The 19,612-nt window shown below is 71.1% G+C and carries 20 protein-coding genes; 11 read left to right on the forward strand and 9 right to left on the reverse strand.

The features are described from left to right. Positions 1-3 precede the first annotated feature (3 nt). From AB0O15_RS02795 to AB0O15_RS02805, 3 genes are read right to left on the reverse strand one after another with little or no spacing between them, the layout of a single operon-like run. A complete protein-coding gene (locus tag AB0O15_RS02795) occupies positions 4-3,771 on the reverse strand; it encodes an ATP-binding protein (RefSeq protein ID WP_364313131.1) in 3,768 nt (1,255 codons plus the stop codon). A gap of 40 nt (positions 3,772-3,811) precedes the next feature. After that, positions 3,812-4,174: a hypothetical protein gene (locus AB0O15_RS02800; RefSeq protein ID WP_364313133.1), complete on the reverse strand. Its 363-nt coding sequence runs from the start codon at positions 4,172-4,174 to the stop codon at positions 3,812-3,814. A 3-nt stretch (positions 4,175-4,177) separates the two neighbouring features. Next, entirely contained in the window at positions 4,178-4,471 is a 294-nt protein-coding gene (locus AB0O15_RS02805) for a hypothetical protein (RefSeq protein WP_364313136.1), read from the reverse strand. 371 nt (positions 4,472-4,842) lie between these two features. Between AB0O15_RS02805 and folP the strand changes: the two genes are divergently transcribed. The 7 genes from folP (at position 4,843) to AB0O15_RS02840 (ending at position 9,264) form a co-directional block, all read left to right on the forward strand. Further along, positions 4,843-5,667 (forward strand): dihydropteroate synthase, encoded by an 825-nt coding sequence (folP, locus tag AB0O15_RS02810; RefSeq protein WP_364316986.1) that lies wholly within the window; start codon positions 4,843-4,845, stop codon positions 5,665-5,667. Next, positions 5,664-6,041 (forward strand): dihydroneopterin aldolase, encoded by a 378-nt coding sequence (folB, locus tag AB0O15_RS02815; RefSeq protein WP_364313139.1) that lies wholly within the window; start codon positions 5,664-5,666, stop codon positions 6,039-6,041. The genes folP and folB overlap by 4 nt, the downstream gene beginning before the upstream one ends. Further along, positions 6,038-6,565 carry a 2-amino-4-hydroxy-6-hydroxymethyldihydropteridine diphosphokinase gene (folK, locus tag AB0O15_RS02820; protein WP_364313142.1) on the forward strand — a complete coding sequence of 176 codons (528 nt, stop codon included), beginning with the start codon at positions 6,038-6,040 and terminating at the stop codon, positions 6,563-6,565. The genes folB and folK overlap by 4 nt, the downstream gene beginning before the upstream one ends. Continuing rightward, positions 6,562-7,086, forward strand: a complete 525-nt coding sequence (locus AB0O15_RS02825) for a DUF3180 domain-containing protein (RefSeq protein WP_364313145.1) — start codon at positions 6,562-6,564, stop codon at positions 7,084-7,086. Before folK ends, AB0O15_RS02825 begins: the two co-directional genes overlap by 4 nt. A 111-nt stretch (positions 7,087-7,197) precedes the next feature. After that, positions 7,198-8,421: an ABC transporter permease gene (locus AB0O15_RS02830; RefSeq protein ID WP_364313148.1), complete on the forward strand. Its 1,224-nt coding sequence runs from the start codon at positions 7,198-7,200 to the stop codon at positions 8,419-8,421. A gap of 16 nt (positions 8,422-8,437) precedes the next feature. Then, the gene (locus AB0O15_RS02835; RefSeq protein WP_364313150.1) at positions 8,438-8,719 is read left to right on the forward strand and encodes a hypothetical protein; all 282 of its coding nucleotides are present in this window, start codon (positions 8,438-8,440) and stop codon (positions 8,717-8,719) included. Positions 8,720-8,772: 53 nt separating this feature from the next. After that, entirely contained in the window at positions 8,773-9,264 is a 492-nt protein-coding gene (locus tag AB0O15_RS02840; RefSeq protein WP_364313152.1) for a hypothetical protein, read from the forward strand. Positions 9,265-9,522: 258 nt separating this feature from the next. On the opposite strand, the gene AB0O15_RS02845 is transcribed toward AB0O15_RS02840, so the two are convergent. From AB0O15_RS02845 to AB0O15_RS02860, 4 genes are all read right to left on the reverse strand, one after another. Next, a complete protein-coding gene (locus tag AB0O15_RS02845; RefSeq protein ID WP_364313155.1) occupies positions 9,523-10,554 on the reverse strand; it encodes an ABC transporter permease subunit in 1,032 nt (343 codons plus the stop codon). Then, entirely contained in the window at positions 10,551-11,438 is an 888-nt protein-coding gene (locus tag AB0O15_RS02850; protein WP_364313158.1) for an ABC transporter ATP-binding protein, read from the reverse strand. The genes AB0O15_RS02845 and AB0O15_RS02850 overlap by 4 nt, the downstream gene beginning before the upstream one ends. Beyond that, positions 11,435-11,824, reverse strand: a complete 390-nt coding sequence (locus AB0O15_RS02855) for a GntR family transcriptional regulator (protein WP_364313161.1) — start codon at positions 11,822-11,824, stop codon at positions 11,435-11,437. Before AB0O15_RS02855 ends, AB0O15_RS02850 begins: the two co-directional genes overlap by 4 nt. A gap of 72 nt (positions 11,825-11,896) precedes the next feature. After that, positions 11,897-12,895, reverse strand: coding sequence for an ATP-binding cassette domain-containing protein (locus AB0O15_RS02860; RefSeq protein WP_364313163.1), 999 nt, complete (start codon positions 12,893-12,895; stop codon positions 11,897-11,899). Between the two features lie 2 nt (positions 12,896-12,897). Between AB0O15_RS02860 and AB0O15_RS02865 the strand changes: the two genes are divergently transcribed. The 4 genes from AB0O15_RS02865 (at position 12,898) to AB0O15_RS02880 (ending at position 17,651) form a co-directional block, all read left to right on the forward strand. Next, the gene (locus tag AB0O15_RS02865) at positions 12,898-13,617 is read left to right on the forward strand and encodes an ABC transporter permease subunit (protein ID WP_364313165.1); all 720 of its coding nucleotides are present in this window, start codon (positions 12,898-12,900) and stop codon (positions 13,615-13,617) included. Further along, positions 13,614-14,333 carry an ABC transporter permease gene (locus tag AB0O15_RS02870; protein ID WP_364313168.1) on the forward strand — a complete coding sequence of 240 codons (720 nt, stop codon included), beginning with the start codon at positions 13,614-13,616 and terminating at the stop codon, positions 14,331-14,333. The genes AB0O15_RS02865 and AB0O15_RS02870 overlap by 4 nt, the downstream gene beginning before the upstream one ends. 146 nt (positions 14,334-14,479) lie before the next feature. Next, positions 14,480-15,478, forward strand: coding sequence for a glycine betaine ABC transporter substrate-binding protein (locus AB0O15_RS02875; RefSeq protein WP_364313170.1), 999 nt, complete (start codon positions 14,480-14,482; stop codon positions 15,476-15,478). A 139-nt stretch (positions 15,479-15,617) separates the two neighbouring features. Next, positions 15,618-17,651, forward strand: coding sequence for a hypothetical protein (locus tag AB0O15_RS02880; protein ID WP_364313173.1), 2,034 nt, complete (start codon positions 15,618-15,620; stop codon positions 17,649-17,651). Here AB0O15_RS02880 and AB0O15_RS02885 read toward each other — a convergent pair whose 3' ends face one another. After that, the gene (locus AB0O15_RS02885) at positions 17,652-18,776 is read right to left on the reverse strand and encodes an NADH-quinone oxidoreductase subunit D (RefSeq protein ID WP_364316989.1); all 1,125 of its coding nucleotides are present in this window, start codon (positions 18,774-18,776) and stop codon (positions 17,652-17,654) included. Between the two features lie 14 nt (positions 18,777-18,790). Continuing rightward, positions 18,791-19,612 (reverse strand): SAM-dependent methyltransferase (locus AB0O15_RS02890; protein WP_364313176.1); only part of this gene is annotated, 822 nt, incomplete at its 5' end.

Consider the following 19,612-nt stretch of genomic DNA (forward strand, 5'->3'; position numbering starts at 1 on the left):
ATCTCAACCCTCCAGGTCGGACATGCTCGGAATGGTGGTCACCGGGGGCGCCTGGGCCGCCGGCGTCGTGTCCAGGTGGTCGAGGAGGCCGTCGACGTACGAGACGTCGACCCGGACCTTCTGGACCCGGCCGTCCACGTCTCGCATGACGAACTCGCGGAAACCGAGACGCGACGACGACGAGGTGTCCACCTGGGACAACGAAGCCAGCGTGGCCTCGTAGCCGTCGTTCACCGGCACCCGCAGCAGGCGTAGCGCCTCGCTGGCGATCTCCTGGTCCTCGGCGATGCGGCCGACGAACACCGTGGACACCAGGTTCTGCACGTCCAGGCCGAGGATGTCGCGCGGGTTCTGGGAGGCGACCAGCGCCGCCAGGTTCCACTTGCGGGAGTCCCGGGCCAGGCGGACCAGGAACGAGCGGCCGGAACGCCAGCCCTCCATGAAGTGGGCCTCGTCCAGGCCGACCATCTTGCGGGCCGACATCGAGCCGCCGTACGACCGGCGGACGGCCAGGCGGTGGGCGGTGTGCAGCATCGGCAGGGCCAGGCTCTCCTCGGCCGACCAGTACTCCCGCTCGATCTTCAGGTCGGGCAGCCGCAGCCCGGCCATGGTGATCACGGTGAGGGTGGAGTCGGCGCCGAGCAGGTGTTTCGGCGGCGAGCCGAAGAACAGCAGGGCCAGGGGCATCTCGGCGGTGTCCAGGAGCAGGTTGGCCAGCTCCTTGCCGTCGTCGTCGAGGCCTTGCAGGGTACGCACGACGTCGTCCAGCGTGGACGTCTCCTCGGCCGGCACCAGGCGGACCGCGTGCCGCAGCAACGTCGCCGTCGACGCCTCCTTGGCGACCTGCGGCGGCACCAGCATCGAGCAGATGTCCTGCACCAGCATGCGGCGCTCGGCCCGCGCGTTGGAGACGCCGATCTCGTACTCGCGGTCACCACCGGGCCCGGCCGCGAACTCGCTGCGTACCGGCGTCGGGATCAGCGCATAGGGCGCCAGCGTCCCCTGCTCGGAGCCGGTCAGATTCAGGACGCGGGAGTACGGCCGGAGCTCCGGCATCTGGCACAGCCGGGCGAGCGGGCCGGACGGGTCGAGCAGCGTGACCTGCACACCCCGCCGCGCGTTCAGGTAGCCCAGGGCACCCATCAGCGTCGACTTGCCACCGCCGGGCTCGGCCACGAAGACGCCCAGGCCGGACCGCTCCCGCACCTCCATCGGGAAGTGCAGGTCGAGGAAGACCGGGCGGCGGCAGGTGCCGGCGGTACGCCCGATCAGGTCGCCCCGCCGGTCGCCGACCGTGGACGCGGCCTGGGGTAGCGCCGCCGCCAGCAGTTTCACCGGCATCCGGCGCACGTAGCCGGTGTTGGCGATCGGCTCGCCGGGGATGAACTCGCGCGCCAGCTGGTCCTGGTTCTTCGGGTGCTGCAGGGAGATGCGCAGCTCCCGCGAGTAGAGCTGGATGAGGCGGCGCGCCCTTTCCATACATTCTTCCCGGGTACGCCCACCGACCGCGATCCGGTGCCAGCCGTGCGCCCGGGCCGACTCGACGGGAAGGCCGGTCGTCATCTCGTCGCCGATCACCAGCGCCCGCTTGGCCAGGCGTTCCAGCTCCGGCGGGGCGTCGATCCCGTGCTCGGCGTAGTCGAGCTGCTGGGACCGGATCATCCGCAGCCGGTGCTCGAGGTTCTTGAACGAGCTGCCCGACCCGAGGATGTCGATCCGCGAGGACAGCTCCATCGGCCACGGCAGCCGCTCGTGGAAGTGCAGCCACGGCTCGTGCTTCTCGGGGATCTCCAGCGGCTCCATCCGCCCGACGGACAGGACGGCGACGTGCCGTTCCTCGCCGGTCATCCGGTTCACCAGCTTGACCGTCGACCCGTACGGCGTCCGGTAGCGCTCCACCTGCTCGGTCAGCGCCAGCAGGTCGCCGGAGTCCCACTGCCCGCTGGTCACCGGGGAGAGCGGCCCGGGCGGGGCCATGCACAGCGCGACCGAGCGGAACAGCAGCCACTCGAGCTCCTGCGGGCTGACCCGGCGCCCGCGCATGCCGAACGCGTTCAGCACCTCGTCGAACTGCTCGACCGTGCGGCCCAGCTTGCGCCGCTCGCCGTCGGACGTGCCCTTGCCGAACATCCGCAGGATGCGCTCGGAGAACGTGTCGCCGAGCGACCGCCGCGCGAACGTCACGCCCAGGTAGGTCTGTCCCTCGGCGTGGTTGACCGAGAGCAGGTGCCGCTGGGCGGCGACCAGGTGGTCGGACCACGAGGTCGCGCCGGCTACGTCGGCCAGCGGCCGGGCGGTCATCGAGTCGACCGTACGGGCCCACTCGTCGGCCGGGAACGGCCTGGTGGTGCGGCGCAGGTGGAGGCGGAACCCGGCCAGGCCGGCGTACTGCTCGGAGATCGCGGACAGCAGCGCCTCGCGTTCCGCGTCCGGCCGGAACGCCCAGCGCACCTCGGGCAGCCAGTACCAGGCGGTCACCGTCGACTGGGTGAAGGTGAGGTGGCCGGCTATCTCGCTGATCGCCAGCTCGATCGCGGGGTCCCGGTCGCCGAACTTGATCCGGTTCGGCTTGAGTGGGGCCGGCTTCACTTCCTTCTTGCGTACGGCCGGAAGGTTCTCGGGCTCCTTGCGCTTCCGCTTCTTGGCCGGCGCCTTCTCGGGCATGGTGGCCGGCAGGTCGCGCGGCTCGGGCTCGGCCAGCGCCCGCCCGGTGCGGATCGGCTCGAGGTCGCGCTCGGGCGAGCGGGGCACCGGGGTCACCCCGGGGTGCCCGGCCGGCGAGCCGTTGGCCCGGTGGGTCCGATCGGGTGTGGCGACGGTCTGCCACAGCGGCGGCGTCGAGACCGGCGCCGGGGAGACCGGCCGCGGCGGCGGCGCCGGGGAGACCGGTCGGGCCGGCTGCGCGTTACGCACCTCATCGGGCCAGTCGTCCAGCCCGGTGTCGAAGTCGTCCTCGACCAGCGCCGGACGCTGCGGCCGCACCGGCGGCGGCTGATCCAGCGGCCGATCCTGGGCCGAAGGCCGGTCGTAGACCGGCGGCTGCTCCGGCCCCGTGGGCTGGTCAAAGACCGGCGGCTGGTCATAGGCCGAAGGCTGGTCGTAGGCGGGAGGCTGCTCCTGCGCCGAAGGCTGGTCAAAGGTCGCCGAGGGCGCCGAAGGTCGGTCGAAGGTCGCCGGGGGCGCCGAGGGCCGGTCGAACGTCGCCGGGGGCCCCGAAGGCCGGTCAACGGGCGGCTGGACCGGCGGTGGCGCGTCGAACCGAGCGGCCGGCTGCTCAACCGTCGGCGCCGAAGCCGGATCGCCCACGGCGGGATCAGCCGAAGAGGGACCGGAAACGGGATCGACCGACGAAGGCGCCGGATCAGCGGGCGACGGGTCCAGGGCGGACAGTGCCCCGGCGGGCGTCCGCTCCTCGAACTCGAAGCCGAAATCGAAGTCGTCCTCGTCGCCCGGCGAGCTGGGTGGTTCGTCGGGCGGCGGCGGAACCGGCGGCGCCGACGCGGGCGCACCGCCGAACAGATCGAGGAACGGCGAGTCGATGTCCATCGAGCTGTCCAGCCCCGGACCGCCGTTCGCCCGCGGGCGCATCGGCTGGGGCGCCTTGAACACCCCGACCGCCCCATGCCCGGGGCTCGTCACCAACTCGGTGTCGGGAGAGTTGAACTCAGCAGAACCATCGGCAGCGTAATCATCCGAACGCACACCGTTACTTTGCCTGGCCGACTGGGGTGAACCGCCTCGGGGACGCCCCGGCGGAGGGGATGTCGTCATGAAGTGGCCCCGCTCGGGCGTGCGACAGGACTGTGGAAGCTCATATCAACTCCTCCCGAACCCGGATGCGAGAAGCGACGAGACGGGGGTCGCGCCGTTCGTCAGCCGGCTCGCGGGTACGCCGCCAGTCGGTGAGCGCGGTCCGGATCACCATCCGGGCGGGCCGGTCGGGGTCCACGTGTCGGAACACGAACGACGTCGTGACCATCGCGAGGGCGATCTCCCAGGCCGGGAAGGGGTCGATCTCGAACGAGATCAGATAGTGCAAGAACATGAAAAGCGGCACCAGGAGGATGAACATCCCATACTGCGCGTACGGCAGGTGCATCGGCAGCGTGTAGCCGGGCGGCCCGAGATAGACGAGCCGCGCCCGGTAGATGTCGTCATCCGTGCGTAGGCGCATGGCTCAGGTGAAGATCAAATCGATCAGGCGGTCGCCGACGAAGAACAGCGTGGCCGCGCCGGCGATGAACGCGAGGCCGACGATGGCGATCGCCGAGCTGGTCAGCACCTTGGAGATCTCGCCCCGGCTGGCCCGGCCGATGAAGATGACACCGAGCACGGCGAGAAGGATCGGCGCGACGTTGCTCGCGAAGAACGAGACGATGCCGTTGGTGTTGATCTGGCCCTGGTCGGCTGCGAGCACAGCGCCGTGTTGAAGCACCGTCGCAGCCTGAGCGGCGAAGTCGGTGGCGATCATCGGTTAAACCTCCCGGGTGACCGACGAGAAAGATCGATCACTGCAGTTGTGAAGCCTGACGGCAACCCCATATGGTGCTACTTCTGGCGCACCGGAGTCCAGTGAGCCGTAAGGGCGACCTGTCCTGCGCTAGCCCATCTGCTTCCTTCGGTCCTTCAAATGATGCCTGTCCGAAGCGTACGGGCCGCCCCTCTTACCTACAAGCTGCCTGATTCGTTACCCAAGGTAAAGGCGTGACTGAACCTGAGTGACGGGACGGATGAAGCCCAGGCAACCTGCGCGACTGTACACACGTTCTAAGATCGACTGTGGATAAGTTTGGAGCCGTGCCGAGCGGCGTCAGTTTGCTGCACCCGGGTCACCCGGTCGTGATGGGGGTCCTCAACGTCACCCCCGACAGCTTCAGCGACGGCGGGTTGTACGCCGACCGTGACGCCGCGGTCGCCCACGGCATCGTCCTCAGAGCAGAAGGCGCGGATCTGGTCGACGTCGGCGGTGAATCCACCCGTCCGGGCGCCGAGCGCGTCGACGCCCGTACCGAGATCGAACGGGTCGTTCCGGTGATCGCCGCGCTCACCGAGGCCGGCGTCCCGACCAGTGTCGACACCACCCGGGCCGAGGTCGCCGCGGCCGCCCTGGAGGCCGGCGCGGCCCTGGTCAACGATGTCTCCGGTGGACTCGCCGACCCGGACATGGCCCCGCTGGTGGCGCGGGCCGGCTGCCCGTACGTGGTGATGCACTGGCGTGGACACTCGCGGGACATGAACGCCCTGGCCCGCTACGACGACGTGGTCGCGGAGGTCGCGGCCGAGCTGACCCAGCGGGTCGAGGCCGCGCTGGCGGCCGGGGTCGCGGCCGAGCGGATCATCCTCGACCCGGGCCTGGGTTTCGCCAAGAACGCCGAGCACAACTGGGCCCTCACCCGCCGGCTCGACGTGCTGCTCGGGATGGGTCACCCGATCCTCTTCGCGGCCAGCCGCAAGTCCTATCTGGGCCGGCTGCTGGCCGACCCGGACGGTACGCCCCGCCCGGCCGCCGACCGGGACGCCGCGACGCTGGCCACGAGCGTGCTGGCGGTGGCCGCCGGCGTCTGGGGGGTGCGCGTCCACGAGGTGCGCGCGACCTACGACGCGATCAAGGTGTGGAGCGCGTCGGGCGCTCCGAGGTTGGCACAAAATCCGGGGGGTACGCCGTGAGCGATCGAATCCGGCTGACGGGTCTGCGGGTCCGCGGCCGCCACGGCGTGTACGACTTCGAGCGGGCCGACGGCCAGGACTTCGTGATCGACGCCGAGCTCGAGCTCGACCTGGCCCCGGCCGCGGCCAGCGACGACGTCACCCGCACGGTGCACTACGGCGAGCTGGCCGGCCGCCTCGCCGGGATCGTCGCGGGCGAACCGGTCGACCTGATCGAGACGCTGGCCGACCGCCTGGTCACCGAGTGCCTGGCCGATCGCCGGGTCGGCGCGGCCACGGTCACCGTGCACAAACCACAGGCGCCGATCCCGCACGAGTTCGCCGACGTGGCCGTGGTCCTGCGCCGGGAGCGGTCAGCCGGAGCCGCCTCGTGACGCGGGCGATCCTGTCGCTGGGCAGCAACCTGGGCGACCGCCTCGGGCACCTGCGGCGGGCCGTCGACCTGCTCGGCGACCGGGTGCTGCTCGTCTCCGGGGTGTACGAGACACCACCCTGGGGCGATACGGCTCAGCCGCCGTACCTCAACGCGGTGGTGATGGTGGTTGATCCTCAGGCCGGGCCGGACGAGTGGCTCGCGCTGGCCCGGACCTGCGAGGAGGACGCCGGGCGGGTGCGCGACCCGGAGCGGCGGTTCGCCCCGCGCACCCTGGACGTCGACGTGATCGAGGTCTACCGCGACGACGACGCGCCGGTGGTCCGCGACGATTCCGAGCTGACGCTGCCTCATCCGCGCGCCCACCTGCGCGCGTTCGTGCTTAAGCCGTGGCTCGACATCCAGCCGTACGCCCGGCTCGCCGGTCATGGCTGGGTGACCGACCTGCTCAACCAGCCCGGGCTCGCCGCGGATGCCGCCGCGATGAGCCCCCGGCCCGACCTGTTACTACAGTTGGACCCGTGAGCAACAACCCGAGCGGTGGTCCGCGCGCCGACCCCTCGATCCGCCCCACCAGCATCTCGGTGCTCGTGGTGGCGGCCCTGGTCGCCGCCGCGGTCGGGTGGCTGCTGCTCAGCTTCTTCTACAACGAGTGGCCGGCCCCGCCCTGGCTGCCGGTGATCGTGATCGCCGCGCTGGCCGCCGCCGAGGGCATCCTGGCCCAGAACACGGCGGCCCGGGTCCAGCGGCGGCGGGGCGCGCTCCCGGTCGAGCCGCTGGCCGTGGCCCGCTACGCGGTGCTGGCCAAGGCGTCGTCGCTGGCCGGCGCCCTCTACGGCGGGTACTGCGCCGGCCTGCTGCTGTTTTTCGCGCTGGACATGTCCCGCGAGTTCTCCAACGACGCGCTGCCGGCCACCGCGGGCGGCGTGGTCGCCGCGCTGGCGCTGGTCGGGGCGGCCCTCTGGCTCGAGCGGTCCTGCCGGGTCCCCGAGCCGCCAGACCGGGACGAGCCCGACGACTCGGACAATCGTCGCGACCACATCTGACCAGCCTCTTGGTCTTGAACCCTGGTGGTGGTACATCCGTATCCTGGGCTAGGTCCTCGCTCCCGCCCGGTCGGCCGGACCGGACCTCGGGGCAGGGCGGAGGCAGGGAAGATGGCGTACGACGAGCAGGTCAGTGATCCGGCGGCGTATCGCACGGGCTACGCCGCGCAGGACTTCCGGAGCCGCCACGGTCTCGACCCGGACCAGGACGGCGGCTCGGGCCAGCCGTTGCGGCTGGTCCCGAGCGAAGACTCGGGCCGCGACCGGCTGGGCATCCACATCGGCTGGGAGATCATCCTGCTGCTGACCGTGGCGGCGGTCGGCTTCCTGCTGTACCGCCTCGAGCCCGACGCGCTGCGCCGGCCCGCGCTGGACACGCTGCTCATCTGGGGCTCGGCGATCGGCCTGCTCGCCCTCGGGGCCGGGCTGACGCTCCGGGCCGGCGTACCCAACCTGGCCATCGGCCCGATCGCGGTCGCCGCCTCCCTGCACTACGCCGAGAACGGCGACAAGGGCCTGCTCCGGGCGGCCGTTCCCGCGCTGATCATTGCCGCGATCGCCGGCCTGGTCGTCGCCATCCTGGTGATCAGCCTGCACGTGCCCGGCTGGGCGGCGACGCTGGCTGCCGCGCTCGGCGTGGTCGTCTACAACCAGCTCCGCACCGCCCCGGTCAACGTGCAAGGCACCTTCGACCCCTCCGACCAGGCATTCTTCCTGTTCGGCGGGTTCGCGCTGCTGGCCGTGCTGGGCGGGGCGACCGGCACGGTGGCGCCGATCCGGCGGTTCTTCGGCAAGATGCGCCCGCTCGGCGACCCGGCCCGTCGCCGCGGCGCGGGCGTGACCGTACCCGTGGTCGCCGCCCTGGTCTTCTCCTCGCTGTTCGCGGTGGTGTCCGGCATCCTGCTGGCCACCGTCCAGCCCAACACGCCGGTCACGCCGGGGCCCGGCTTCGAGTGGACCGGCATCGCCATCGGGACCGCCATGCTCGCCGGAACCAGCGCCTACGGCCGGCGCGGCGGCATCTTCGGCACGCTGCTCGCGACCGCCGCGCTCACCCTGTTCCTCGACTACGCCGACCGGCGTGACTTCGACATCGCCCTCTACGCGATCGCGGCCGCGGTGGTCGCCGCCGGTCTGGTGGTCACCCGCCTGATCGAAACGTACGGTCGCCCGCAGCCCCTCGGCGGCACCGACGACGACTGGCAGATGACCGCGGCCAGCTCGGCCGGCACCTGGCACCCCGACCAGCCCGAGACCTGGTCACCGTCCCCCGCCCAGCCCCAGCAGCGCACCGATCGCTGGGACGACGGCCCCTGGGGCGGGGCGCGGCAGTAGCCAATATGCTCTGCTCATGACCTCTGCGAGCTTTGCCGAGCTGGACGCCCTGGAGACAGAGGAGTTGCGCGAGCGCGCCTTCGCCAAGGCGCGAGAACACCGCGACCTGGGCTTCTTCTGGTCCGTCTTCAAGCATCTGCCCGACTCCGACGAGGCCTCCTCGCTGGACGGCGCGCCCAACTCGGTCGGCCCGACGATCGACGAGGCGGTCGCGCTGTGGCGTGAGCTGACCGGCCACGGTTACGGCGAGCAGGAGCCGCTGCTCCGCGCCGCCTTCATCGACTACCTGCAGAAATAGGACATTCAGCGTCGTCGTTTGAAGCTGTACGCCGCCTGGGAAATAGGCGGCGCATGGCTCTCGGTAACAAGTACAAGTCCGCGCCCGGCGCGGGCACCGCCGCCGCACTGATACTGGTCCTGGTCTTCGGTAGCCCGTGGTACCGGGACTGGGCGGCGAACAACACAGATCCCGCCACGGCGGGCGGCTGGTTTCTCCGGCTGCTCGGCTGGCCGGCGTGGTTCATCGACTCCGGTGACTCGCTGCGCGAGATCCTCGTGCAAGATCTCCGGGCGATCCTGGTGGTCGTCCTGACCGCGCTCTTCCTCTTCATGCTGCCCGGTTCACAGCTCGCCCGGGCCCGCGGCACGATCAGCCAGTTCTTCGCCGGCTGGAGTGCGTACATCTTCTCCTGCGGTTTCGCCGCGCTGCTGACCACGCTGTTCCTGGCCAACCCGACGCTGCTCCGCGCGTTCGAGTCGGCCGCGTCCGGCGCCACCTACGGCATCTTCGTCGGCTGGCTGGTCGGCCTGGCCACGCTCGGCGGTCGACGAGGCACACGGTAGCCCGCTGTTTGCTATAGCAAGAAAGCAAATTTGCTACAGCAAAAGGGCCACTCCTCGGGCGCGCCGTTCCCTCCGTCCCCCGCGGCGCGCCCATGGCCGGGCGGTCCCCTCCGGGACCGCCCGGCGCAAGCCGTTCAGCTCCGCCGACGCCGGACCCACCCTCTGCTAAGCCGACGCCGGACCCAGCCGGCGGCGTTCCCGCCTTCAGTTCGGCCGGCGGCGTTCCCGGCTTCAGCTCGGCCGGCGGCGTTCCCACCTTCAGCTCAGCCGGCGGCGTACCCACCAGAAGGTCAGAAGTGACAGGAGCGCCGTGACCAGCAGGATCAGCCCGGACTCGACCCACTGCAGCGGCCAGTACCGGCTGGCCGGCTGATAGACCGCGTCCTGACGCAGGTTCTGCGACAGCACCCACTTCTCACACTTGCCCGGGCCGCCGGTCGCTTCACGTCCGCAGGAGGCCGGGTCGAACGGCCCGCGGAAGGTGGACCCGTCGGCGGTGACGGCCCGGTTCGACAGCACCCAGGCGCCCGGTTTCGCTAGTTTGGGGACGACCGAGATGCTGCCGTCCATGCTCATGATCATCTCTTCGAAGGAGTCCCCGCCGGCGCCGCTGGGCTGGGCGGTGAGCGCCGCGTTGTCGTGCAGCGGCGGGATCAGATGCCCCCGTACCAAGGTCGGCATGACCACCTGGATGGCCGCGAGCAGGACCAGCGTCAGCGCCATGGCCGGCACGGTCCGGCGAAGGACCACTCCGATGAGTACGCCCAGAGCGAAGGCCAGCCCCGCGTAGGCGATCGGCACGACGCCCCGGGCACCGAACACCTCGGGGATCAGCCGGTTGTCCCGGACCGTGTCGAACGGGCTGGAGAACCAGGTCACCACGAGGCTGAGCAGTCCCGCCGTCAGCATCGCGGCGGCCGCCCCGGCCAGCAGCTTGACCGCCAGCCAGCGGGTCCGGGTGATGCTCTGGCTCCACACCAGCCGATAGGTGCCGGACTCCAGCTCACGGGCGATGAGCGGCGCGCCCCAGAAGATGCCGATGATCGCCGGGACCAGATAGAGCACCGCGATGCCGACCAGGAAGAGCGGCGCGGCGGCGAGATCCTCGGACCGGAGGAGGAAGTCCTTGGCCTCAGCCTCGCAGTTGCTGCCGCAGGTCTCCATGCCGGTGGCGCGGAACAGGTCCATCAGGGCGGGCCGGGTCGCCACGAGCGCGATCGCGACCGCCCCGACCAGCGCGGCCACCAGGCCCACCGGCGTGCGCAACTGCCGCCACGTCAACCAGGTCATCGTTGTCCCTCCAGAACCGGGGCCGGGGTGATCCCGGCGGCCTCCGTCATGTACGCCAGCACCAGGTCCTCCAGGCCGAGCGGCTCGACCGTCCACCAGGGATCGTCGATCGGCGCCGAGCTCCGCACGATCATCGTGCTCTGCTTGCCGGTGTGGGTCTGGTAGATCACCTCGTGCCCGGCCGGCAGGCTGGCCGCCTCGCGCCTCGCGCCGGTGACCCGGTGGTGCTCGGCCAGCAGGTCGTCGACGTCGCCGGCCACCCGGATCCGGGAGTCGACCAGCACGATCAGGTAGTCGCAGGTGCGTTCCAGGTCGGCGACCAGGTGTGAGGAGAGGATCAGCGACGTGCCGTGCTCGGCGGTGTGTTCCATCAGGCCCTGCAGGAACTCGCGCCGGGCCAGCGGGTCGAGCGCGGCCACCGGCTCGTCGAGCAGCAGCAGCTCCGGTCGTTTGGCCATGGCCAGGGTGAGCGCCAGCTGGGCCCGCTGACCGCCGGAGAGCTTGCCGGCCTTCTGCTTCGGGTCCAGGCCGAGCCGCCGGATGCGCTCGTGGGCCAGGGCGTCGTCCCAGCTGTGGTTCAGCGCGCGGCCGAAGCGGAGGTGTTCGGCGATGGAGAGATGGGCGTACGTCGGGGTGTCCTGCGCGACGAAGCCGACCTTGGCGCTGTGTTCCGGGCTGCCCGGCCGCCGGTCCAGCACCTCGATCGTGCCGGCGGTCGGCCGCAGCAGCCCGCAGGCCAGCTGGAGCAGGGTCGACTTGCCGGCCCCGTTCGGACCGACCAGCCCGACGACCCGCCCGGTCGGGACGGTCAGCGTGCAGTCGTTCAGCGCGGTCTTGCGGCCGTACTTCTTGGTCAGGCCCCGGGTGGTGATCGCATCAGTCATGATCGGGCCTCCGCCTGGGCGCGAAACGCGCTGACGAACAGGGCCTCGATGCTCTCGTCGTTGAGCCCGGCCTCGCGCGCCTGAGCCAGCCACCGCTCCAGCTCGATGCGCAGCGGGGCGTGGGCGGCGAGGGTCTCGTCGCTGAGCGTACGGGCGATGAACGTGCCGACCCCGGTACGCAGCTTGACCAGGCCCTCGTACTCGAGCTCGCGATAGGCCTTGAGCACCGTGTTGGGATTGATGGCGATCTTGCCGACCACCTCTTTCGCCGTGGGCAACTGGTCGCCCTCGGTGAGCAGCCCCAGCCGCATGGCCCGGCGGACCTGGTGGATGAGCTGCATGTACGGCGCTACGCCGGACCGGGCGTCCAGATGAAAATCGATCACGGACAGCCTCCATTCAACTAACGTGCTATGACCCTAGCACCCTAGTTCAATATGGAGGCTCTCCGGCCCGGCCTAACCGGCGTTGGGCGCCTCGAAGATCGCCGAGCGGGAGACCGTGCCGACCGGTTTGTCATTCTCGACGGCCAGCACGTTCAGGGCGTCGGCGGTCAGCATCGCGGCCAGGGCGTCGTAGAGCGTGCCGTCGGCGCTCACGGCCGGCAGCCGCTCGAGGTCCTCCACCCGGCCCAGCGGTCGCAGAGCGGTACGCAGCGGCGTCACGGTCAGTCGCCGGATGCCCCGGTCGGCGCCCACGAAGTCGCGGACCGTGTCCGAGGACGGCGAGCCCAGCAACTCGGGCGGCGCGGCGTACTGCAGCAACCGGCCACCCTCACCGAGCACCGCGATCCGGTCGCCCAGGCGTACCGCCTCATCGATGTCGTGGGTGACCAGCACGATGGTCTTGCGAACCGCGGCCTGGAGCCGCAGGAACTCCTCCTGCAACCGGCCGCGCACGATCGGGTCCACCGCCGAGAACGGCTCGTCCATCAGCAGCACCAGCGGGTCGGCGGCGAGCGCCCGGGCCACCCCGACGCGCTGGCGCTGGCCGCCGGAGAGCTCGTTGGGGTAGCGGCCGCCGTAGCGACCCGGGTCGAGGCCGACCAGGTCGAGCAGTTCGTCGGCGCGTTCGTTGACCCGCTTCTTGGGCCAGCCCAGCAGGCGCGGCACGGTGCCGACGTTGGTCCGGATGCTCTGGTGCGGGAAGAGGCCGACGTTCTGGATCACGTAGCCGATCCGGCGGCGCAGGTCGACCGCGTCCTGACCGGTGATGTCCTCGCCGTCGATCAGGATGCGGCCCTTGGACGGCTCGATCAGCCGATTGATCATCCGCAGCACGGTCGATTTGCCGGAACCGGACGGGCCGATCAGCACGACCAGCTCACCCGCGGGTACGTCGAGGCTGATGTCGCCGACCGCCACGGTCCCGTCGGGATAGACCTTCCCCAGGTTCTCCAGCGTGATCGAGGCCGCGGTGCGTCCTGCGCCGGAGTCGGTGATCGCGGTAGCGTCCACGTATGTCCTTCCTGTCGTGGGGTCTCGCGGCGTCCCCGCTGGCCGCGCCCGCTGAAGACGGGCCTGGAAATCCGTGGTTCTCCTGGCGATACATCCACGACAACGCCGACGCCATCCTCGACAAGTTGGTCTTCCACGCCGGGCTCACCGCCGAGACGGTGCTCATCGCGCTTGTCGTCGCCGTGCCGCTCGCGGTCGTCGCCTACTGGATACGCCCGCTGACCGGCCCGATTCTTGCACTGTCCGGCGTCCTGTACACGATTCCGTCGCTGGCTCTGCTCGCGCTTCTCGCCCCGGCGCTGGGCACCACCAACGTGACGTCGGTCCTGGTCGCGCTCGTCCTCTACGCCCTGCTGGTGCTGGTCCGCAACTCGCTGGCCGGGCTCAGCGGCGTTTCCGACGAGGTCCGAGACGCTGCCGCGGGCATGGGGTACGGGCGGGTCGGCCGGCTGTTCCGGATCGAGCTGCCGCTGGCCCTGCCCGGCATCATCACCGGCCTCCGGCTGGCCACGGTGTCCACGGTCGCCCTGGTCACGGTCGGTTCGCTGATCGGGCAGGGCGGGCTCGGCGACCTCATCCTGGGCGGCTTCCGGAACAACTTCTACAAGGCACAGATCCTCACCGGCGCGATCCTCTGCGTCGCCCTGGCTCTGGTGCTCGACCTGGTGCTGGCCGGCGTCGGCCGGCTGCTCACGCCGTGGACCCGGGGCAGGACCTCATGAACTACTTCCAGCAGGGCATCACCTGGCTGAACGACCCGCTGAACTGGACCAACCCCGGCGGCCTGCTCGAACGGCTGGGCGAACACCTGGCCATCAGCGCGCTCGCCGTGCTGCTCGGCTGCCTGATCGGCTGGCCGATCGGCATCTGGCTCGGACACCGCGGCAAAGGCGGTGGCGCGGTGATCACGGTGGCCAACCTCACCCTGGCCATCCCCACGCTGGCGCTGCTCACCATTCTGCCGCTCACCCCGCTCGGCTTCGGCCGGCCGCCGGTGGTGGTCGCGCTCGCCGTCTTCGCCATCCCGCCGCTGCTGGCCAACGCGTACACCGGCCTGCGGCAGATCGACCCCGAGACCCGGGACGCGGCCAAAGGCATGGGCCTGTCCGGCGGCCAGCTGCTGCGCCAGGTCGAGCTGCCGCTCAGCGTGCCCTACCTGGCGGCCGGTCTCCGCACCGCCGCGGTGCAGGTGGTGGCCACGGCGGCGCTGGCCGCGTTCGTCAACGGCGGCGGCCTGGGCCAGATCATCAGCGCCGGGTTCGGCCTCGGCATGAGCCAGGGCGGCGGCGGCCAGATCGTGGCCGGCGGCATCGTGGTCGCGCTCCTCGCGCTCGTCGTCGAGGGTCTGCTGGCGATTCTTCAGCGAGCGGTCACCCCGAAGCCTCTGCGGGTTCGCCGGCGGCGCCGGTCGCCCGCGGCGGCGGTACCGGCTGGGTAACGGTCGCCACACCACCTGCGAACTTGTCATACCGAGCAGGTAGGAAGGGCAGTGGAAGATTCATACGGGCATCGGCCCCTACCGACTCGCCCGTCGGACACGCGGCCCGGCCTCATGGCCGAGCCGGGACACAGAAGGCGGCAGTAATGCGTCGACACCTGCTCTTGACGGCCACCTCGTTGACGGCGGCCGTCCTCATCCTCTCCGGCTGTGGCGACGCCGGTTCCTCGGGCACCGAGGCCCCGGCGGCGAGCGCCTCCGGCGCCGGCTGTGCTCCGGTGGCCGGTGACAAGCTCGTCGTGCTCGACGACGACAAGAAGCTCCAGAACACCGACAACGTGCTTCCGGCGATCAACGCCAAGTCGTCCAGCCCCGAGCTGATCGCGGCGCTCGACAAGGTCTCGGCCGCGCTCGACACCCCGAAGCTGATCGAGCTCAACAAGGCGGTCGACGTCGACCGCAAGTCGTCCAAGGCGGCGGCCCAAGAGTTCGCGACGGCCAACAACGTCACCGCGGGCATCACCAAGGGTAAGGGTGGCGCCCTCACCATCGGCTCGGCCGACTTCGCCGAGAACGCCACGCTGGGTGAGCTCTACGCGATCGCCGCGACCGCGGCCGGTTACACGGTCAAGACCCAGACGATCGGCAACCGCGAACTGTACGAGCCCGCGCTCGAGAAGGGCGACATCGACGTCGTCCCCGAGTACGCCGCGACCCTGGCCGGCTTCCTGAACGGCAAGGTCAACGGCGAGAAGGCGGCCGACCCGTCCTCGCCCGACCTCGACAAGACGGTGGCCGCGCTGACCGAGCTGGGCCAGAAGTCGGGCCTGGTCTTCGGCAAGCCGTCGACCGCGCAGGACCAGAACGCGTTCGCGGTCACCCAGGCGTTCGCCGACAAGAACGGCGTGAAGTCGCTGTCCGACCTGGCCGCCAAGTGCTCCGGCTCGGCCACCGTGCTCGGCGGTCCGGCCGAGTGCCCGCAGCGGCCCAAGTGCCAGGCGGGCCTGGTCTCCACCTACAACTTCCAGGCCGGCAAGTTCACCTCACTCGACGCCGGCGGCCCGCTCACCAAGACCGGCCTCAAGCAGGGCACGGTCAGCGTGGGCCTGGTCTTCAGCTCGGACGCCGCCCTGGCCGCCGGCTGACCTGACTGTGCACTCAGGCTGCGAGAACCGGGCCTGACCGCCGAACCCGCAGGCGAAACGGGCAGCGCTGGGCATGATCACCAAGATGCCCGGCGCTGCCCGTTTCGTGCCCGGTTGAGGGTGAGTAACATCGGCGTCCATGTCATCCGACCGGATTGCTGAAAACGGGCAGAACGCACGACTGCTGCGTGCGCTCGTCTGGGGCGGCGTGAGCCTGGCCCCGGTGGCGGCCCTGGTCGTGATGCTCGGCGACAGCCAGGGGCCGATCCGGTTCGCGGTCCTGCTGGTCGCGGTGTGCGTGGTCCTGGTCGGCGCGTCCCTACTGGTCCGCAACGACCCGGCGCTGCTGCAGATGCATGTCGAAGACCGGGTGGCCGAAGAGGTGGGCGCGCTCCGCGAGGAGATGCGCTCCGAGATCGCCACGGTCTCGGCCCGAGTACGAGCAATGCCGGCCGCGCCGCCCCGGGCCCTGCCGCCTCAGGCCCTGCCGCCACACCCGGGCGCGGCGCCGCCGCGCGAACCCGGCCAGCGCACCGGCGCACGCCCGGCACCCAACCCGGGCAGCGCCCACGGCGTCGGTCCGGCGCATGGCGCCCCGGCACACGGCGGGCCGGCACATGGCGCCCCAGCACACGGCAGCGGCTCGGTCCGCGGTGGCGCTGGTCATGGCGATGTTGCTCATAGTCGTGCGGTTGTTGGTGGCGCTGCGGTCGCCGGCGGCGCGGTCCATGGCGCGGCGTCCAACAGCAGCGGCGTGGTGGTGAGCGGCGGTGCTGCTCGTGGCGGTGCTGTAGTCGGCGGTGCTGCGGTCGGAGGTGCCTCGGTTGCCCGCGCTGCGCGGGTGGCCTCGTCGCCGGGGTGGCCTCAGGACGCTCCGGCGGTAAGCCCGGTCGATCCGCTGGGCGACTTTTCCGACTTTTCTGATGGGGCGGATCCGGCCGGTGTGCCGGGACTGTCCGGTGCGGCCGGGCGGCCGGGGTCGCAGGTCCGGCCGGTGCACGGTGGACGGTCGGCCGGTGGCGCAGCCGTCCCGGGCCAGCCGCCCGTCCCAGGTCAGCGGTCCGTCTCAGGTCAGCGTCCTGGTCCCGGTCAGCGGCCCGGTCCCGGTCAGCGCGGTGGCCGGGGCGCGGCCCAGGTGCCGCCGCCGATGGCACCGGACTTCCAGGCGCCGCCCGACGAATCTGTGCCGTCGCAGGGCGGCACCTATGGAGCCCCGCGCGGTCCGAGGCCCGGCCCAAACCCGCCCCACCCCGGCGGTCGCCCGATTCCGGGCCGTCCGCCGCAGTCCGGGCACGTCGTCGCACCCGGGCGTGTCACCGGTCCCGGCATGCGCCCGGCTCAGCCCCGGCCGCAGCCGGCCGTCCGCCGTGCCGGCGAGGTCTACGGCGCGGTGGAGGCCGCCGACGCGATCCACGGCTCCGGCGACGACTTCCACTCCGGCGAGATCTACGGGTCGGGTGACGCCGAGCGGTCCGGGGAGATCTATGGCTCGGGCGACGGTTACCGGTCGGGTGCGAGTTACCAGTCGGGCGAGGCCGAGCGGTCCGGAGACGTCTACGGCTCGGGTGACGGCTATCAGTCCGGTGACATCTACCAGGCCGGAAGCGTGGACCGGCCCGGGGAGATCTACGGTTCGGGCGACTCCTACCAGTCCGGTGACGGCTACCAGCCGGGCGAGGTCTACCGGTCCGGGGACAGCGAGCGGTCCGGGGAGGTCTACGGTTCGGGCGCCGACTACCAATCCGGTGACGGCTACCAGGCCGCCGACGCCTATCAGGCCGGCGACGACTACGCCGCCACTGACGGCTATCAGCCCGCCGACGCCTATCAGTCCGGTGACGCCTACCAAGCGGCTGACGCCTACCAGGCCGGCGAGGTCTACGGGTCGGACGGAAGCGGAGGCGCGGGCGGCGTCTACGGCGCGAGTCGCGGTGTCGACGACTCAGGCGCCCTGCCGGACGATCAGAGTGGCGGCAAGCGGCGCGCCGATGTCACCGCGGTCGACCTCGGCTACACCGGTAAGAGGGCCAAGCCCGACCCGAACGCCGTGGCGATCGAGGATGACGGCTACTACGGCAACGGGAACTACTGGGAGGCCGGGAACTTCGGGAACGTCGACGAGGGCTATCCGGGGTGGACCGAGGCCGAGGAGCGCCACGGCAAGAACTGGTGACTACTTGTCGATGTCGCCGACGACGAAGAACATCGAGCCCAGAATCGCGATCAGGTCGGGCACCAGGCAGCCGGGAATCAGCGTGGCCAGGGCCTGCACGTTCGCGTACGACGCGGTGCGAAGCTTGAGGCGCCACGGGGTCTTCTCGCCCCGTGACACCAGGTAGTAGCCGTTGATGCCGAGCGGGTTCTCGGTCCACGCGTACGTGTGACCCTCGGGCGCCTTGACCACCTTGGGCAGCCGCACGTTGACCGGGCCGCTGATCGTGTCCACCTTGGCCAGGCACTGCTCGGCGAGGTCGAGCGACGCGTACACCTGGTCGAGCAGCACCTCGAAGCGCGAGTGGCAGTCGCCGGCGGTCCGCGTCACCACGGGCACGTCAAGCTGGTCGTACGCCAGATAGGGCTCGTCCCGCCGCAGGTCGAGGTCGAGTCCGCTGGCCCGGGCGACCGGTCCGGACGCACCGTACGCCGCCGCCTGCTCGGCGGTCAGAACGCCGACTCCGACCGTACGCGCCAGAAAGATGTCGTTCTTGCGGATCAGGCGGTCGAGGTCGGGCATCCGGCGACGGACCTGCCCGATGGCCTCCCGCGCGCGCCGCGTCCAGCCGGCCGGAACCTCCTCCTTGAGGCCGCCGACCCGGTTGAACATGTAGTGGATGCGCCCGCCGGAGACCTCCTCCATCACCGCCTGGATGGTCTCCCGCTCGCGGAACGCGTAGAACATCGGCGTGATCGCGCCGATCTCCAGCGGGTACGAGCCCAGGAACATCAGGTGGTTGAGCACCCGGTTCAGCTCGGCCAGCGCCATCCGCAGCCAGACCGCGCGCTCCGGCACCTCGATGCCCATCAGCCGTTCGACGGCCAGCACCACGCCCAGCTCGTTGGAGAACGCCGACAGCCAGTCGTGCCGGTTCGCCAGCACGATGATCTGCCGGTAGTCGCGCACCTCGAACAGCTTCTCGGCGCCGCGGTGCATGTAGCCGACGATCGGCTCGCACTCGATCACCCGCTCACCGTCCAGGGTGAGCTTGAGGCGCAGCACACCATGCGTGGAGGGGTGTTGCGGCCCGATGTTCAGCACCATGTCGGCGGTGTCGAGCCCCGCGCCGGTGCCGACCGTCATCTCCCGCACATCACTCACCCGAGCATCGTGCCACGCGCGCTTTCCTGGAGACCGACCGCGCCTTCGCCGAGCCCACCCGACTGCGGCAGTCGCCCTCGTTCGTTCTCGCCCAGCCCGACCGACTGGAGCAGCCACCAGTGCCCGCCCAGCCCGTCCGGGTCGGTCAGCTCGGCCGCCGCCCCCGCCCCGCTCAGCGCCCGCAGGTAGGCCGCCGGGTCCCTGCTCGCAAGATCAAGCGGTGGTCGCGCGCCGTCGACCCCGAGCGCTCGGAGCGCCTCCCGCTGGGTGATCAGCGTGTACGGCCACCCGCCCGCAATCGCCACCGCGTCCATGGCGACATGCGCCGTGACATCGCACGACCCGTCGGGCACCGGCGCCACCTGCCGCCCACCCCGGAAACCGGTCAACGTCCCGTGCCGCGGCCTCTCACCCTTGCGGTGCCCATAGTCGACGGCCAGCGCCACACCCTTCCGCAGCGCCCCGACCGCCTCACTCCACGCCGCATCCCGCGTCCAGCCGATCTCCACCCGCTCGCCCGGGCGCGGATCGGGCCACCACCGCGCACACCAGAGCCGGTCATCCGCGCCCACCGCCGGCCCGGCCGTCTCCTCACCCGTGCCGGCATCGACGAGAACCCGCCGCAACCGCCCCGCGGCATCCATCTCGGCGACATCGAGCGGCACGTTGTCCAGCCATTCCGTGGCCAGAATCGCCCCGGTCACCTGGTCGGGGAGGGTCGATCGCCACGAGATCCGCGCATTGAGCCCGTCCGGCCGGGCGGCCTTCTCGACGCCCACGAGGCGCACCCGCTCGATCAGTGGCGCCGGCTCGGCCTG

The sequence above is a fragment of the Actinoplanes sp. NPDC089786 genome (genome assembly GCF_040684855.1).
Classification (GTDB): Bacteria; Actinomycetota; Actinomycetes; order Mycobacteriales; family Micromonosporaceae; genus Actinoplanes.

Coding starts and splice junctions, on each gene's coding strand:
- AB0O15_RS02795 (WP_364313131.1), bottom strand. CDS start 3,771: ATGACGACATCCCCTCCGCCGGGGCGTCCCCGAGGCGGTTCACCCCAG.
- AB0O15_RS02800 (WP_364313133.1), bottom strand. CDS start 4,174: ATGCGCCTACGCACGGATGACGACATCTACCGGGCGCGGCTCGTCTAT.
- AB0O15_RS02805 (WP_364313136.1), bottom strand. CDS start 4,471: ATGATCGCCACCGACTTCGCCGCTCAGGCTGCGACGGTGCTTCAACAC.
- folP (WP_364316986.1), top strand. CDS start 4,843: ATGGGGGTCCTCAACGTCACCCCCGACAGCTTCAGCGACGGCGGGTTG.
- AB0O15_RS02830 (WP_364313148.1), top strand. CDS start 7,198: ATGGCGTACGACGAGCAGGTCAGTGATCCGGCGGCGTATCGCACGGGC.
- AB0O15_RS02835 (WP_364313150.1), top strand. CDS start 8,438: ATGACCTCTGCGAGCTTTGCCGAGCTGGACGCCCTGGAGACAGAGGAG.
- AB0O15_RS02840 (WP_364313152.1), top strand. CDS start 8,773: ATGGCTCTCGGTAACAAGTACAAGTCCGCGCCCGGCGCGGGCACCGCC.
- AB0O15_RS02845 (WP_364313155.1), bottom strand. CDS start 10,554: ATGACCTGGTTGACGTGGCGGCAGTTGCGCACGCCGGTGGGCCTGGTG.
- AB0O15_RS02850 (WP_364313158.1), bottom strand. CDS start 11,438: ATGACTGATGCGATCACCACCCGGGGCCTGACCAAGAAGTACGGCCGC.
- AB0O15_RS02865 (WP_364313165.1), top strand. CDS start 12,898: ATGTCCTTCCTGTCGTGGGGTCTCGCGGCGTCCCCGCTGGCCGCGCCC.
- AB0O15_RS02870 (WP_364313168.1), top strand. CDS start 13,614: ATGAACTACTTCCAGCAGGGCATCACCTGGCTGAACGACCCGCTGAAC.
- AB0O15_RS02875 (WP_364313170.1), top strand. CDS start 14,480: ATGCGTCGACACCTGCTCTTGACGGCCACCTCGTTGACGGCGGCCGTC.
- AB0O15_RS02880 (WP_364313173.1), top strand. CDS start 15,618: ATGTCATCCGACCGGATTGCTGAAAACGGGCAGAACGCACGACTGCTG.
- AB0O15_RS02885 (WP_364316989.1), bottom strand. CDS start 18,776: ATGACGGTCGGCACCGGCGCGGGGCTCGACACCGCCGACATGGTGCTG.